Source organism: Flagellimonas ulvae (assembly GCF_049333175.1).
GTDB lineage: Bacteria > Bacteroidota > Bacteroidia > Flavobacteriales > Flavobacteriaceae > Flagellimonas.
The window spans coordinates 3,531,728-3,546,590 of sequence record NZ_CP186325.1 but is presented as its reverse complement, the minus strand read 5'-3'; the positions used below and the strand labels follow the sequence as shown (position 1 = coordinate 3,546,590).

Here is a 14,863-nt window from a genome sequence, read left to right as displayed (position 1 = left end):
CATTTTCTAACTTTGCCCCTAACAAAACATTTATGGTAGCAAAGCTAACCCGAGGATTCTGGCCTGCAGTGGCCCGAATAATACTTAGAAACCGTATTGTTATTCTGTTTCTGGTAGCGGCCGCTACTGTTTTTCTAGCATTACAATGGAAAAACATCCAAATGTCCAATACTGAGGTCAATATCCTGCCAGATGACCATCCAGCTAGTATTAATTACAACATTTTCACGAATCTCTTTGGAGAAGAAGGAAACGCTATCGTTTTTGCAGTTCGGAATCCTCGACTGTTCAACCCAAAGAATTTTAATCGCTGGAATAAGTTCAGCAAACAACTTGAAGCTTTCCCAGAGGTAGATTTTGTAGTTTCCACGGACAATCTACAGGTATTGGTCAAGGACAATGAGAAACAAGAGTTTGTGATTGAGGATTTTATTCAGGAAGACCCCACTTCTTCTAAAGAGGTCGATCAGTTAAAAGAACATCTTATAACCGAGCTCCCTTTTTATAATGGGCTGATTTATAATCCAGAAAGTGAGACCATTCAAACCATCGCCTATTTGGACAAAGATATTGTTAATACATCTGTCCGAAACCAGTTCATTTTAAATGACCTTCAGGATTTGGTCAAAAATTTTGAAGAAGAAACTCAATTGGATATACATGTTTCAGGTATGCCCTATATACGAACTTGGAACACTAAATCCGTTGTAGATGAAATTGGCATTTTTATTGGAGCCGCACTTCTGATTACCTCTTTGATTTTCTTTTTCTTCTTCCGCAGTTTTCGCGCCACATTCATTTCAATGTGCGTGGTTATTATTGGGGTAATGTGGGCCTTTGGCATTTTGGGTTTGCTTCAATACGAGATTACCATTCTCACCGCCTTAATTCCACCTCTCATTATCGTGATTGGGATTCCAAACTGTATTTTCCTAATCAATAAATATCAGCAGGAGGTAAAAAAACATGGTAATCAAGCACTCTCCCTACAACGGGTAATTTCCAAAATTGGAAATGCCACCTTGATGACTAACATAACAACGGCATCTGGTTTTGCAACTTTCATTATTCTGGATAGCGACTTGCTCAAGGAATTTGGTATTGTGGCATCCATAAACATTATCGGGATTTTCGTGCTTTCCCTTTTGATCATTCCTATTGTATACAGTTTTATGGCCTTACCAAAGACCAAACATTTGAAGCATCTCAACAAAAGATGGATAGACTTCTTTGTGAATTGGATGGAGCGAATGGTACGGGACCATAGAATTGGAGTTTATATTTCTTCGGTAACCATTTTAGTATTGAGCATTATCGGAATCTATCAAATTGAGATCACGGGAAGCCGTATTGAGGATTTGCCTAAGAACACGCACTATTTTAAGGACATTCGTTTTTTTGAAGAAGAGTTTGATGGTATTATGCCCATGGAAATCGTAGTGGATACCAAACGAAAAAATGGAGCGTTCAAACCTGCAACCCTACGCCGCATGAATCAATTGGGAGAGGTTATTCAAGAAACACCTGAATTATCTCGCCCCGTTTCAGTGGTAGACTTGGTGAAGTATTCCAAACAGGCGTTTTACAATGGCATCCCTAAATACTATCAGCTTCCCACATCGCAAGAGAATACTTTTATCATGGATATGGTACGAAAGTCCTCTGCAGATGGCGATTTATTGGAAAGTTTTATGGACAGTACTGGACAAACTGCTCGTTTGACCACGTTTCTAAGAGATGTCAAAATTGACCGGATGGAAGAGATTGAAATGGATGTTCAAAAGGCCATTACCAAATTCTTTCCTGAGGAGCGCTACAATGTTTTTATGACCGGGAAAGCCCTACTGTTCCTTAAAGGGACCCGATATCTGGTCAAAAATCTATTGATTTCTTTAGCATTGGCCATAGGCCTTATTTCGTTGTTTATGGCCTATTTGTTTCGCTCCTTCCGGATGATTATCATTTCCCTGGTGCCAAACTTACTCCCTCTGGTCATTACTGCGGGCCTTATGGGATATTTAGGCATTCCTATAAAACCCTCGACCATTTTGGTTTTTAGTATTGCATTTGGAATTTCTGTGGATGATACCATACACTTCTTGGCAAAATACAGGCAAGAGCTCACTACCCATAGATGGCATATAAAAAAGTCGGTATATGCGGCTTTACGAGAGACCGGAGTAAGCATGTTCTATACCTCAATCGTATTGTTCTTTGGCTTTTCGGTGTTTATCATTTCTGATTTTGGCGGCACCAAAGCGCTGGGAGGATTGGTTTCTGCCACGCTCCTATTTGCCATGTTGGCCAACTTGATTTTATTGCCTTCCCTTTTGCTGTCATTGGAAAGAAGCATTGCCAATAAGCAAGTACTTAAAAAACCTCAAATTGACATTTTACCCAAGGAAGAAGTAGGGGAAACAAAAGACAACTAGATATTTCTTCATAAAACCTAAGGGTATAGTCCACTTTTTTAACCAAAAAACTATCTTTACGGCTTAATTTTAGTGAAGCCAAAAAATGATATCGCATTCCATAAAATCATTGCTTGAAAAACAGCCGATTGGAGATACCGTACAGATTGAAGGTTGGGTAAGAGCCTTTAGAAGCAACAGATTCATAGCTATAAATGACGGTTCCATTATTCATAACCTGCAATGCGTGATTGATTTTGAGAATTTTGATGAGTCCCTACTTAAACAGATTACCGTTGGTTCAGCTTTAAAGATAAAGGGAGAACTAGTGGAAAGCCAAGGAAAAGGTCAAAGTCTGGAAATTCAGGTAAAAGATGTCTTTGTACACGGAACAGCTGACCCTGAGACATATCCGATTCAACCTAAAAAACATTCACTTGAATTCCTTCGTGAAAAGGCGCATCTAAGAGTTCGCACCAATACATTTTCTGCTGTAATGCGGGTTCGTTCAGCCTTATCATTTGCCATTCACAGTTACTTTCAAGAAAACGGGTTCTACTATATGAATACACCCATTGTTACAGGTTCTGACGCTGAGGGAGCAGGAGAAATGTTCCGTGTAAGCACATTAGACCCCAAAAACCCTCCATTAACAGAGGAAGGCGAGGTAAACTATGAGGATGATTTTTTTGGTAAAGAAGCCAATCTTACTGTCTCTGGTCAGTTGGAAGCTGAGACTTACGCCATGGGATTGGGAAAAGTATACACCTTTGGACCGGCCTTTAGAGCTGAAAATTCCAATACTTCGCGGCACCTTGCTGAGTTTTGGATGATTGAACCTGAAATGGCCTTTTATGAACTTGATGCCAATATGGATTTGGCCGAAGATTTTATTAAATACACTATCCGATATGTTTTGAATCATTGTATGGATGATTTGACCTTTTTGGAAAAGCGTCTTTTGGATGAGGAAAAAACCAAACCCCAAAACGAACGCAGTGAAATGACCCTTATTGAAAAGCTAAAATTTGTTGTAAACAACAATTTCAAAAGAGTTACCTATACCGAGGCGATTGATATTTTAAGGAACAGTAAGCCGAACAAAAAGAAGAAGTTCAAGTACCCAATTGATGAATGGGGGGCTGACTTGCAAAGTGAACATGAACGCTTTTTGGTTGAAAAGCATTTTAAGTGTCCCGTGATTTTATTTGACTACCCAGCAAAAATCAAGGCTTTCTATATGCGATTGAATGAAGATGGAAAAACAGTCCGAGCCATGGATGTTCTTTTTCCAGATATAGGAGAGATAGCCGGAGGTTCACAACGTGAGGAGCGTTTGGAAGTACTCCAACAAAAAATTGAAGAACTGGGTATTGATGAAAAAGAGCTTTGGTGGTATCTAGACCTAAGACGATTCGGAACAGCGGTTCATAGTGGTTTCGGACTTGGTTTTGAACGTTTGGTGCTCTTCGCTACCGGTATGGGTAATATTCGTGATGTAATTCCTTACCCAAGGACACCCCAAAACGCAGAATTTTAATTCGATTGCTTAAATTTATAGGAAAGGAAGACTCATAGCTCCATGTTAAAACAACATCTCCAGTTTAAACTTTCCCAAAAGCTGTCTCCTCAGCAAATTCAGTTGATGAAATTGATTCAACTGCCCACCCAGGCATTTGAACAACGTTTGAAACAAGAATTGGAGGAGAATCCCGCGCTTGAGAGTGGCAAGGCCGAGAACGATTCTTTGGATGATTCCTACGATAATTCCCATGAAGAATCTGGGGACAGTGAATCCATCTCAGCAGATGACATCAACATTGATGATTATTTAAGTGATGATGAAGTACCTGATTATCGAACTCAAGTAAGCAACTATAGTGCTGATGATGATGAAAAGAGCATTCCCTATGCTTCAGGCATCTCGTTCAACCAATATTTGATTAATCAGCTTAACACGGTTCACCTGGATGACCAAGAATGGGCCATTGCAGAATTTTTGGTGGGAAGCATTGATGAGAGTGGATATATCCGTCGCCCTCTTAGCGACATTATGGATGATTTAGCCTTCACTCAAAACATTTATACAGAGGAGGACAAAATAGAAGCCGTACTCAAAATAGTCCAGCAATTAGACCCTCCTGGGGTTGCTGCCCGATCTTTGGATGAATGTCTTATCCTTCAACTCAGGCGAAAAGAGAATACACCCTCAAACGGACTGGCCATTAATATTTTGGAAAGGTCTTTTGAGCAATTCACCAAAAAGCATTATTCCAAACTCCTTCAAAAACATCAGGTGGACGAGGAAGCTTTGAAAGATGCCATTTCGGAAATTGAAAAACTGAACCCAAAACCAGGGGGTTCATACGCCGGTAGCACCCGAATCATTGAACACATTGTCCCTGATTTTTCTATAAAAATTGTGGATGGTGAACTTGAACTAAGCTTAAATGGGCGCAATGCTCCCGAACTTCATGTATCCAGAGAATATAGCAACATGCTTGCAGGATACAAGAATGCCAAAGAAAAATCGAAGTCCCAAAAGGATACGGTTATGTTCATCAAACAAAAACTTGATGCCGCCAAATGGTTTATTGATGCCATAAAGCAACGGCAACAAACTCTTTTTGTGACTATGAGTACCATAATGAACTACCAAAAGGAGTACTTTTTAACTGGGGATGAGCGCAAACTCCGGCCCATGATCTTAAAGGACATTGCTGACCAAATTGGAATGGATGTTTCTACAGTTTCCAGAGTTGCCAATAGCAAGTATGTAGATACTCCCTATGGTACCAAGCTCATTAAAGAGTTTTTCTCTGAAGCCATGAAAAATGAGCAAGGTGAAGATGTATCGACGCGAGAAATCAAGAAGATACTGGAAACGGTAATTGGCGATGAGGAGAAGAAAAAGCCTTTGACCGACGATAAATTGGCCAAAATTCTGAAGGAACGTGGCTATCCCATTGCCAGAAGAACCGTAGCCAAATACCGGGAGCAATTGGGCATTCCAGTGGCCAGGCTCAGAAAACAAATCTGATGCGTCATTTTCTGAACATTGTTTCCTATGTTTTTCACCCATTGTTCGTTCCGATTGGAGGCACGTTAATTTACTTTCTGATTACCCCAAAATATACTTCACTGGAAATTCAAAGTGGGAACATATTGCCCATTTTTATTCTTACGGTGATTATTCCAATTATCTTTTTTTTAATTCTAAAGAATTTAGGAATCATTAGTTCTATTTTTTTACCTACACTTAAAGAACGTAAGTATCCCTTGTACATCAATGCCATTATTCTATTCATGATTTTGTACAAAGTAATACCTAATAATTATGTTCCTGAGCTTTTCTATTTCTTTGTTGGCCTTTTGATGGCAATAGGGGCAACGTTGATTTTACTCTTTTTGAGAATCAAGACCAGTATCCACCTTTTGGGAATGGGAAGTATACTGATGTTCATGATTGGTTTGAGCATACACTTTGAAATAAACATAACCTTGGCCATTAGTTTGTTTACTTTACTAACGGGTCTTGTGGCCACTTCTCGATTGTACTTAAACGCGCATAGCAAAATGGAGCTGTTGGTAGGTTTTTTTATTGGTGTTCTATCCCAGATGTTAATTCTGAAGTACTGGCTATAGAATGTAAAAAATAATACCTATTCTGAAGACCCTTGCATCTATTGTTTCCCCGTTATCCAAAACTATTCCATCGTTAAGGAGGGGATTTAAGCTGTAATACGAATGGATATTGAAGGTATTATATCCAAAACTCAAGGTTAGGCCATATTGAAAGTCCCGTATATCACTGTTTGAAAAACGGATTACATCATCTTCAATGTTCAATGAATTTCCCTCTTCCAAAACCAATTTGGAACTTCCTGAAAAAACATAGGCAAATCGCAGACCTCCGTAAATTCTCCAAAACTTATAATCCGTAGCCGTTGATGTTCGCCATCTCAATTCCAACGGCATTTCTATGGCATGTGTTGCCAACTTGTTTCGTCTAAAATCATCTTCCGAATCCAGAATAGAATATGCTATTTCTGCCCCAGAGTTATCTGCTCTTATATTGCTGTAGTACGAATTGATAGCGTAACCCAAACCAAGGCCTAAGCCAAAATTTCTGGCTCTATTAATGGGTATATCTTTGATAAAACCCAACTGAAGATTATAGGACAAGCTATTTTGTACCACATTCTCAGGTCTTTCGGTCAAAAAATTAATGCCTGTTCCTATATAAAATTGATCTTCAAAATACCGTAAACTACTCTCATCACTTTCCCCAAATTGTGCATAAGAAGCAAAAGCAGCACTGAAAAAAACAACAACCCTTAAAATCCTTGACGACCCTAACATAAAGTTTACTCCATTTTGTTCAAAAATAAAAAAACGCTCCAGAAAATTCTGGAGCGTTTTTCACTAAATCTAAGTTATTGCCTACTGCAGATTGTTAAAAGCGTTTCCTTCATAAGTAGTATAATTTACTTTGAGGGCATTTACTTTTCTCAATTCCTGCTTAATATCAGCAATTAGTCCCATATTAGCGTCCTTATCCACTTTAAGTGCAGTGGTCAATACATTTTGAAGTTCCTGTGGTTTCTTGGCTCGTTCTGCCAAAATATAAGAACCTACTTCGCCAATACTGGCGAACTTATCATTAAGTTGTATTTTGGGTTCAGTACCAAAAACTTTCTGATATTCTCTAGTTGGCTTACCTACATAAATGTAGATCACCCTATCCTTTTTCTCTAATTTCTTAATCTCAGAGGCATTAGGAAGTGTATTTTCCACCAATAACGAACTGTCTTTCATAGTTGTTACCGTCATAAAGAAAAACAACAACATGAAAACAATATCAGGCAACGAGGCAGTAGAAACCGCTGGTAAATCACCATCTTTCTTTTTTGCAAATTTTGCCATAATCTAAATACTATTAATTACTTGTTGTCTCTGCTTCAGATAACTTCTGCGGGAACATATCTTGAATTCTCTTCACCTTATCTTTCAAATCATCCCTAATACTGGACGGTGTTTCAGGATTCAAGTATTCAGATTCCATATCTGTAAAATCTCTGTTGAAAAGACGTTTAGACTCCCTGTTTCTCAAATCATTGTAAGCACCCACCAACTCATTTTGAACCGTTATATAGGTACTATACTTTGTTTCTCTGTCATTTTTGAGAGAAATAATGGCCTTGGTCGGGTTGTCTGAAGAAGAAACATCTCTTCTACCCTTGCAATAATTGCAGCTTCCATCCGCTCCATTTTCCAAAAATGCTATTGCAGCTTCCCGTAAATCTTTCAAGTCCATTAATTGGTCTTCAACCAAAAGTTGACCGTTCTTATTGATATTTACAGTGAATATGTTCTTCTGTCTGATAATTACATCTGTATCTGGCGGTTCAATGGGCGGCAACATACGATCCAAACCTGCATCCGTTTCTATGGTAGTGGTTACCAAGAAAAAGATAAGCAGAAGGAAAGCAATGTCCGCCATGGACCCGGCATTTACTTCCGGTGCACCTTTTCTTCTAGGCATAATCTCCCTTTTTTACTTAACAAATAATTTCTTCAGTCCAGGGAAAACCATAAGCACTACTGCAACTGCTGAAAGGATAAAGAAAACATTCAATCCCATTCCAACGTTCTTTACAGTGCCCTCAGTTGTTTCCACACCTCTTTGCGCCATAGTTTCAACAACGGCTGCATTGTCCGAGGATAAACCATAGGATACCGCTACGATTATAGCCAATCCTCCTATGGCAAACAGAGCCTTTTTAATACTTCCTTTGGTAGTAAGCAGTTTTTTTAATCCAAATACAATGGCGGATACTGCAGCTACCAATAAAAGTATGTACATAATAATGAACATGAAGTTCATAGAGCCACTATTAATGGCATCCGGATCGTCACCAGAGGGTAGCGAGAACCAAAGCACGGCCGCTATCAATCCGATGGCTATAAGAGCTATTTTAATTACTTTATTCATGATTCTCGATAGATTTTAATTTCGTAATTATTTCTTGTGAGCTGCCAACATATCAATCAAGGATATGGAGGAGTCTTCCATGTCATTTACGATACTATCGATTTTTGCAATAATGTAATTGTAGAAAATTTGAAGAATAATCGCTGTAATCAAACCGAATACAGTTGTCAAAAGTGCCACCTGGATATCTCCAGCAATCAAGGATGCACTCAAGTTACCAACCGCAGCAATTTTCTGGAAAGCCGCAATCATACCGATTACCGTACCCATGAATCCAAGCATCGGAGCAATAGCGATGAAAAGGGATAGCCAGGAAACGTTTTTCTCCAATTGTCCCATTTGCACACCTCCGTAAGCCACAACAGCTTTCTCGGCAGATTCCAATCCTTCTCCAGCTCTATCCAAACCTTGATAGAAGATTGAAGCAACTGGGCCTTTTGTATTTCGGCATATTTCTTTAGCAGCTTCAACTCCTCCAGAGGCTAAAGCATCTTCAACTTGTTGCTTTAACTTAGCTGAATTTGTGCTTGCCAAATTCAAATAGATGATTCTTTCAATGGCAACGGCCAATCCCAAAATCAAACAAAGAAGTACAATTCCCATAAAGGCTGGTCCACCCTGAATGAACTGTTCTTTTAGTACTTGGGTAAAACCTTTGCTGGCCTCACCGCCTTCTTGCAACATTGCAGCAGATGCCGATGTAGTTCCCAAAACAAACATTCCGGCAGTAGCCAGAGTAAAGGATATTTTTTTCATTTTGTTCAAACTTAAATTTAGTTAGTTAATAATGTTAAAGATATAAAAATTTTATAATTGAAAAAGCAATTACTTGGCAGAGAGGAAGGGATTCGAACCCTCGATACACTTTTGGTGTATACACACTTTCCAGGCGTGCGCCTTCGACCACTCGGCCACCTCTCTAATTTTTAATAATGAGCCGACCAATAAACGAAAAAATAATTATTTAAGGAAATTTGAGGCGTTAATTTTGATGCATTTCGCCACGTAGGGAAGTCTCAAACAATTCCTTGAATCTACCTTTGGTATCAGGCCTTCCCAAAAGGTACATCGCCTTGGTAATAGCAGCTTCGGTGGTAATGTCCTTACCATTAATCATTTGCATAGATCCAAGCCTTTCACTGGTCTCGTACTGACCCAGCACCACACTACCTCCAGAGCACTGGGTTACATTAATGATATGTAGACCTCGGTTAATTGCTTTTTGAAGCGCATCCAAAAACCATTGGTCCATTGGGGCATTTCCTGCGCCGTATGTTTCCAAAACCAACGCTCTGAGCCCATTTGTGTTTAACATACATTCCAAAACAGAACGGTTTAAACCAGGAAATAGCTTCAAAATGGCCACGTTAACATCCATGTTCATATGTACCTTTAGCGCATTGCCCTTCTTCTTATATTCAAGTAAGCTCGGGTAGTTCACATTTAAGTGAACGCCAGATTCTATTAGGGCAGGATAATTCAACGAGGTAAAAGCCTCGAACTGCTCCGCACTAATTTTTGTTGTCCGATTGCCTCGATACAGTTTATATTCAAAGTACAACCCCACTTCTTGCACAACGGGTTTGTCATCTTCATAAAGGGATGCAATTTGAATAGATGTAATCAAGTTTTCCTTAGCATCCGTTCGTAAATCTCCTATGGGCAATTGCGAACCAGTAAAGATTACCGGTTTGGCTAAATTCTCCAACATAAAACTCAATGCCGAGGCCGAATAGCTCATGGTATCACTTCCATGCAGCACCACAAACCCATCATAATGCTCGTAATGATCTTGGATGATTTTAGCTATGGTCATCCAGTGCCCTGGGTTCATGTTGGAAGAATCAATAGGCTTTTCAAACGAAATTCCTTTTAGCTCACAATCCAAATGATTCAACTCCGGAAGGTTTTTTATTAGCTCCTTAAAGTTGAAGGCCTTTAGAGACCCTGTCTTAAAATCCTTGACCATACCGATAGTACCACCGGTATAAATCAAAAGTATGTTGGTCTTTTTACCCATTTAGTTATATACCGAAAATGGTTTTGGAATTCTCTGTAGTTGTATCAATGATGCGTTCTTTGTCCATCCCATAGATGATTTCCAATTTCTCCAAAACCTTAATTATATACGAACTCTCATTTCGCTTTCCGCGATATGGTACTGGAGCAAGGTAAGGCGAATCCGTTTCAAGAACAATGTGTTCCAACGGAATCTGATTTAGAAATTTATCAATTTTTCCATTCTTGAATGTTGCCACTCCGCCAATGCCCAACTTCATATTAAAGGAAATGGCCCTATGAGCTTGTTCTAGTGTTCCGGTAAAACAATGGAAAATTCCATACAAATCTTCTCCCTTTACTTCTTCCAAAACTTCGAAAATCTCATCAAAAGATTCCCTAGAATGAATTACAATGGGAAGTTTGTATTTTTTGGCAAGCCCAATTTGATATTTGAAAGCGTCTTGCTGTTGGATCAAAAAGGTTTTGTCCCAATACAGGTCAATGCCGATTTCACCAACCGCATAAAACTTTCGCTTGGCCAGCATTTCCTCTACATGATTCAATTCTTCCTTATAGTTTTCCTTCACATGGGTTGGATGAAGCCCCATCATCAAAAAAACATGCTCTGGATAAGACGCTTCCAAATCAAGCATACGTTGGGTATAGGTGGAATCTATTGCAGGAATGAAAAAACGCTTCACGCCAGACTCCATTGCTCTGGACATCATGGCATCTCTATCTTCATCAAAAGCTTCACTATATAAATGGGTATGGGTATCTGTGATTAACATGCAACAAAAATAGACTTATCTTCGTTTTTTAGACCGTAGTTTATCAATTCCACTCCATGAAATCACTTAAAAAATTCTTGAAATCCAAAAACTACGTTAGAATTTCATTGACATTGACAGAAACCAATCACTTTGAAATCAATGCGCGTATCAATGGGGTGCCCGGTAGGTTTATCTTGGACACAGGCGCTTCCAACACCTGCGTTGATATGGAAAAAGTGGAATTCTTTAATATGGTTTCCAAAACTTCAGATATTAAAGCAGCGGGAGCGGGAGCCATTGAGATGGAGACCTTGATTTCTGACAAAAATCGTATTCAGATTGGGAGTTGGGCCAAGAAAAAACAAAAAATTGTACTGTTCGATTTGGTTCATGTAAACCAAGCTTTGACTTCCCATAATACACTTCCGGTAGATGGAATCATTGGCGCTGATATCTTAAAGAAAGGAAAGGCCGTTATTGATTATGATAAGCAGTGTTTGTTTTTAAAAAAGTGACAATGTCCTAATCCAACCGTCACTTCATGTTAATATTATGCATTAGTAATTCAGCTTTAGCCTTGGATTCCTCTATCCAATCCAAGTGAAGCTTACCAATAGGAAACCCTTTATAAGTTACCCTTAAGTAATAATTCTTTCCTGACTCCAGGTCAATTTCAAGATTTTGTTTGCCTACATTAAAGTATGTTTTCCCTACAGGAAGTACCACTTTGGAAATACTCTTATTTTTTATTTTACTAATCATCACACCGTTGGCCTCTAATTTAAAGACTAATGCAGAACCAACATATCTACCGGGTCGGTAAATATTCACGGATACAGGCAATTCTATGTTCCTCACAAACTCTTCGGTGTGAATCAGTGTTTGATTTGTGGTGTTGGTTTGAATATCCGTTATGGAAATTGGACCTAGAGATTGTAAAGGCACCTTCTGCTCTTCAGTAATGTGCATCATTCTTTTTGAAAAAGTCGTAGCTCTTTTATATGGAAGTGTCCCTTGAAGAATTAGCTTTTCGGTATTCGGTTGAATCCCTTTGGGGATTAGGTACAATTTTCTTTCCGTATTATTGATTCTTTTTGCCACTGATTCTTCATGCAGGTCTCCATAAGAGTTCCAAAGAAATAGACCAAGTGCTCCTAAAATTAACAAACTGAAGGAAATCGTGCTACCCAAACCACCCTTCAAGGATAAACCTTTATTCACTTTGTTCCAGACCTCATCTTCCGAAAACTGAACGTCGGGCACCTCATGAATTTTGTCCATTTGTGATTTCACCCATTGGTCAAAATCGTGGTTTATTGATTCCATACCTTAACATTTTTTTTGAGCATAGCTCTTGCTTTTGCCAATTGAGATCTTGAGGTACTTTCACCAATACTTAGCTTTTCGGCAATCTCCTTATGGGTATATCCTTCAATAGCATATAGATTAAAGACTGTTCGGTATCCTAATGGTAGATGTAGAATCAGAGCGTAAATGTCACTGGCGTCCATATCCATTTCGGTTCCCGTTTCATCAGTTGCCATAGGTTCTAGAGAAGGATTTCCAACTAGCTTATGATTTTTTCTTAAGAACATAAGGCTTTCGTTGATCATGATTCGTTTTACCCAAGCCGCCGTACTTTTTACATCCCGATACTCAAATCTTGGAAGACTTTGAAATACTTTTATAAAGCCTTCCGAAACGATTTCCTCTGCATCTTCTTTGTTCTTTACGTATCTATAGCAATGAATAAACATCTGCTTGGCAAAAAACACATAAAATTTCTTCTGCGCGATTTTGTCGTCCTTTAAACAGCTTTCTATCAGTTCTTTATCTATCAAGGAAGGGTTTTAAAGGGATATTTTCAAAGACACAGCTTCTAATTTCAAAAAACACTATTCCTCCAATTCTCGTAAAGCGAAGGACTCGGTGACCTCCACCAAGTCTAGACTACCTATATACACTCCTGCTGAGATAAATGAACGGAGATAATAAGTCTTTCCTTTCTCTAGATTCAGCTCTACTTTCTTTTTCTTTATGCTAAAAGTCGCTTTCCCAGGCTCTAATTCAAATACCAGATGATCTCCATTTTTAATACGACCACATTTTTCGCCATCTAGTTTTAGGTTGAATACCCATGCAAAACCTATTAGTTTTTTAGGGCGGTATACATGAACCGTAACGGTTTCTTTCCCGGTTGGGATTGATTCTGAACCCAATAAAATCGGCTGGAATAAAATAAAGAGTACGACAAAAATGCTGTTTCTTAGAGTTTTCATGATTTTCATTTTTGTTTAAAGTAAGGCTAGGCCTTTATTACTTTAATGCAAAAACAACATGAAACGCTGCCTAAGTCAGAAAAAATTTTTGACCACTTAGGTAAAATTAGGATGGAAAAATGAATTCCTAAAAAGTATAAACTACCTGTAATGGTAATTTAGAATGTCTATAGCTCGAGCGCCTTTTTAATATTATTATCCATCAGTAACTCCTCTGGATTTTCCAATGCCTCTTTCACAGCCACCAAGAAACCAACGGATTCTCGACCATCAATAATTCTGTGATCATAAGAAAGAGCTACATACATAATAGGAGCAATAACCACTTGACCGTCTTTGGCAATGGGTCGCTCTACAATATTGTGCATTCCCAAGATTCCACTTTGAGGAGGGTTAATAATAGGTGTTGAAAGCATGGAACCAAACACCCCACCATTAGAAATTGTAAAGGTTCCACCTGTCATTTCATCAACGGTTATCTGACCATCCCTTGCACGAATTGCCAAACGTTTTACTTCAGCTTCAACTCCACGGAAGGTTAAGTTTTCTGCATTTCGGATAACAGGAACCATAAGTCCTTTTGGGCCGGACACGGCAATACTGATATCACAGAAATCATAGGTAATCATCTCCTTTCCATCTATCATGGAATTTACAGCAGGGTACATCTGTAGCCCACGAATCACAGCTTTGGTAAAAAAGGACATAAACCCTAAACCAACACCGTGCTTTTCTTTGAACTGTTCCTTGTACTGTTTGCGCAATGCAAAAATTGGAGACATATCCACTTCATTAAATGTGGTCAACATTGCAGTCTCATTCTTAGCAGACACCAATCGCTCAGCAACTTTTCTACGAAGCATGGATAGTTTGGATCGGGATTCTCCCCTACTTCCTCCGGTGGGTGTACCCATGGAGGGCACTGCTTCTGCTTGCACAGCATCTTCCTTCGTAATGCGACCATCTCTTCCAGTACCGCTAACGGATGCTGGCTCAATACCTTTTTCGTCCAAAATTTTCTTAGCCGCTGGAGATGGAGTTCCAGAAGCATAGGTTTCCGTTTTCGTTTCAACAGGTTTGGGGGCTTCAACCACCTTGGGTTCTTCTTTAGGCGCTTCTTTTTCTTCAGTTTTAGGTGAATCTCCTCCCTCCGGCTTTGCAGCACTGGTATCAATAAGGCAAACCACCTCCCCAACGGCTACAGCATCTCCTTCTTCGGCCTTTAGAGTAATAATCCCACTTTCTTCCGCAGGAAGTTCCAATGTTGCTTTATCCGAATCGACCTCAGCAATCGCCTGATCTTTTTCTACGTAATCACCATCTTGTACCAACCACTCTGCAATTTCAACCTCGGTTATGGATTCTCCCGGTGAAGGGACTTTCATTTCTAAAACCATTCCTATA

Annotated in this window: 16 protein-coding genes and 1 tRNA gene; 5 read left to right on the top strand and 12 right to left on the bottom strand. The window is 39.2% G+C overall.

The window, feature by feature from the left end; translation table 11 throughout:
- Positions 1-32 precede the first annotated feature (32 nt).
- The 4 genes from ACOKFD_RS16595 (at position 33) to ACOKFD_RS16580 (ending at position 6,056) form a co-directional block, all read left to right on the top strand.
- Positions 33-2,432, top strand: a complete 2,400-nt coding sequence (locus ACOKFD_RS16595; protein ID WP_422858943.1) for an efflux RND transporter permease subunit — start codon at positions 33-35, stop codon at positions 2,430-2,432.
- Between the two features lie 85 nt (positions 2,433-2,517).
- Positions 2,518-3,951: an asparagine--tRNA ligase gene (gene asnS, locus ACOKFD_RS16590; RefSeq protein ID WP_422858942.1), complete on the top strand. Its 1,434-nt coding sequence runs from the start codon at positions 2,518-2,520 to the stop codon at positions 3,949-3,951.
- Positions 3,952-3,993: 42 nt separating this feature from the next.
- Positions 3,994-5,451 carry an RNA polymerase factor sigma-54 gene (gene rpoN / locus ACOKFD_RS16585; protein WP_422858941.1) on the top strand — a complete coding sequence of 486 codons (1,458 nt, stop codon included), beginning with the start codon at positions 3,994-3,996 and terminating at the stop codon, positions 5,449-5,451.
- Entirely contained in the window at positions 5,451-6,056 is a 606-nt protein-coding gene (locus ACOKFD_RS16580; protein WP_298994519.1) for a hypothetical protein, read from the top strand. The genes rpoN and ACOKFD_RS16580 overlap by 1 nt, the downstream gene beginning before the upstream one ends.
- Here the strand turns inward: ACOKFD_RS16580 and ACOKFD_RS16575 are convergent.
- The 8 genes from ACOKFD_RS16575 to ACOKFD_RS16540 all read right to left on the bottom strand — a co-directional run bounded on the left by ACOKFD_RS16575 (position 6,051) and on the right by ACOKFD_RS16540 (position 11,198).
- The gene (locus ACOKFD_RS16575; protein ID WP_422858940.1) at positions 6,051-6,773 is read right to left on the bottom strand and encodes a porin family protein; all 723 of its coding nucleotides are present in this window, start codon (positions 6,771-6,773) and stop codon (positions 6,051-6,053) included. The genes ACOKFD_RS16580 and ACOKFD_RS16575 overlap by 6 nt on opposite strands.
- Positions 6,774-6,854: 81 nt before the next feature.
- On the bottom strand, positions 6,855-7,337 hold the full coding sequence (locus tag ACOKFD_RS16570; protein WP_298994524.1) for an ExbD/TolR family protein: 483 nt from the start codon (positions 7,335-7,337) through the stop codon (positions 6,855-6,857).
- A 13-nt stretch (positions 7,338-7,350) separates the two neighbouring features.
- Positions 7,351-7,956, bottom strand: coding sequence for an ExbD/TolR family protein (locus tag ACOKFD_RS16565; protein WP_422858939.1), 606 nt, complete (start codon positions 7,954-7,956; stop codon positions 7,351-7,353).
- A 12-nt stretch (positions 7,957-7,968) separates the two neighbouring features.
- A complete protein-coding gene (locus tag ACOKFD_RS16560; protein WP_422858938.1) occupies positions 7,969-8,406 on the bottom strand; it encodes a hypothetical protein in 438 nt (145 codons plus the stop codon).
- Between the two features lie 27 nt (positions 8,407-8,433).
- Positions 8,434-9,162, bottom strand: coding sequence for a MotA/TolQ/ExbB proton channel family protein (locus ACOKFD_RS16555; RefSeq protein ID WP_298994532.1), 729 nt, complete (start codon positions 9,160-9,162; stop codon positions 8,434-8,436).
- A 74-nt stretch (positions 9,163-9,236) separates the two neighbouring features.
- Positions 9,237-9,327: transfer RNA gene (locus ACOKFD_RS16550), tRNA-Ser, on the bottom strand.
- Between the two features lie 61 nt (positions 9,328-9,388).
- Complete coding sequence (locus ACOKFD_RS16545; RefSeq protein ID WP_422858937.1) at positions 9,389-10,426, bottom strand: asparaginase; 1,038 nt, start codon at positions 10,424-10,426, stop codon at positions 9,389-9,391.
- 4 nt (positions 10,427-10,430) lie between these two features.
- Entirely contained in the window at positions 10,431-11,198 is a 768-nt protein-coding gene (locus tag ACOKFD_RS16540) for a TatD family hydrolase (protein WP_422858936.1), read from the bottom strand.
- Between the two features lie 56 nt (positions 11,199-11,254).
- On the opposite strand from ACOKFD_RS16540, the gene ACOKFD_RS16535 reads away from it, so the two are divergent.
- Positions 11,255-11,695, top strand: coding sequence for a retropepsin-like aspartic protease (locus ACOKFD_RS16535; protein WP_422858935.1), 441 nt, complete (start codon positions 11,255-11,257; stop codon positions 11,693-11,695).
- Positions 11,696-11,714: 19 nt separating this feature from the next.
- Here ACOKFD_RS16535 and ACOKFD_RS16530 read toward each other — a convergent pair whose 3' ends face one another.
- From ACOKFD_RS16530 to odhB, 4 genes are all read right to left on the bottom strand, one after another.
- A complete protein-coding gene (locus tag ACOKFD_RS16530; RefSeq protein ID WP_422858934.1) occupies positions 11,715-12,506 on the bottom strand; it encodes a hypothetical protein in 792 nt (263 codons plus the stop codon).
- Entirely contained in the window at positions 12,494-13,021 is a 528-nt protein-coding gene (locus ACOKFD_RS16525; protein ID WP_422858933.1) for an RNA polymerase sigma factor, read from the bottom strand. The genes ACOKFD_RS16530 and ACOKFD_RS16525 overlap by 13 nt, the downstream gene beginning before the upstream one ends.
- A 54-nt stretch (positions 13,022-13,075) precedes the next feature.
- A complete protein-coding gene (locus tag ACOKFD_RS16520; RefSeq protein ID WP_422858932.1) occupies positions 13,076-13,459 on the bottom strand; it encodes a DUF2846 domain-containing protein in 384 nt (127 codons plus the stop codon).
- Between the two features lie 167 nt (positions 13,460-13,626).
- The gene (gene odhB / locus ACOKFD_RS16515) at positions 13,627-14,856 is read right to left on the bottom strand and encodes a 2-oxoglutarate dehydrogenase complex dihydrolipoyllysine-residue succinyltransferase (RefSeq protein WP_422858931.1); all 1,230 of its coding nucleotides are present in this window, start codon (positions 14,854-14,856) and stop codon (positions 13,627-13,629) included.
- Positions 14,857-14,863 lie beyond the last annotated feature (7 nt).

Bases quoted from the DNA above. Each gene is read 5' to 3' on its own strand.
- ACOKFD_RS16535 (WP_422858935.1), top strand. From the start codon at position 11,255: ATGAAATCACTTAAAAAATTCTTGAAATCCAAAAACTACGTTAGAATT.
- ACOKFD_RS16520 (WP_422858932.1), bottom strand. From the start codon at position 13,459: ATGAAAACTCTAAGAAACAGCATTTTTGTCGTACTCTTTATTTTATTC.
- ACOKFD_RS16530 (WP_422858934.1), bottom strand. From the start codon at position 12,506: ATGGAATCAATAAACCACGATTTTGACCAATGGGTGAAATCACAAATG.
- rpoN (WP_422858941.1), top strand. From the start codon at position 3,994: ATGTTAAAACAACATCTCCAGTTTAAACTTTCCCAAAAGCTGTCTCCT.
- ACOKFD_RS16560 (WP_422858938.1), bottom strand. From the start codon at position 8,406: ATGAATAAAGTAATTAAAATAGCTCTTATAGCCATCGGATTGATAGCG.
- ACOKFD_RS16545 (WP_422858937.1), bottom strand. From the start codon at position 10,426: ATGGGTAAAAAGACCAACATACTTTTGATTTATACCGGTGGTACTATC.
- ACOKFD_RS16580 (WP_298994519.1), top strand. From the start codon at position 5,451: ATGCGTCATTTTCTGAACATTGTTTCCTATGTTTTTCACCCATTGTTC.
- asnS (WP_422858942.1), top strand. From the start codon at position 2,518: ATGATATCGCATTCCATAAAATCATTGCTTGAAAAACAGCCGATTGGA.
- ACOKFD_RS16540 (WP_422858936.1), bottom strand. From the start codon at position 11,198: ATGTTAATCACAGATACCCATACCCATTTATATAGTGAAGCTTTTGAT.
- ACOKFD_RS16555 (WP_298994532.1), bottom strand. From the start codon at position 9,162: ATGAAAAAAATATCCTTTACTCTGGCTACTGCCGGAATGTTTGTTTTG.
- ACOKFD_RS16565 (WP_422858939.1), bottom strand. From the start codon at position 7,956: ATGCCTAGAAGAAAAGGTGCACCGGAAGTAAATGCCGGGTCCATGGCG.
- ACOKFD_RS16575 (WP_422858940.1), bottom strand. From the start codon at position 6,773: ATGTTAGGGTCGTCAAGGATTTTAAGGGTTGTTGTTTTTTTCAGTGCT.
- ACOKFD_RS16570 (WP_298994524.1), bottom strand. From the start codon at position 7,337: ATGGCAAAATTTGCAAAAAAGAAAGATGGTGATTTACCAGCGGTTTCT.
- odhB (WP_422858931.1), bottom strand. From the start codon at position 14,856: ATGGTTTTAGAAATGAAAGTCCCTTCACCGGGAGAATCCATAACCGAG.
- ACOKFD_RS16595 (WP_422858943.1), top strand. From the start codon at position 33: ATGGTAGCAAAGCTAACCCGAGGATTCTGGCCTGCAGTGGCCCGAATA.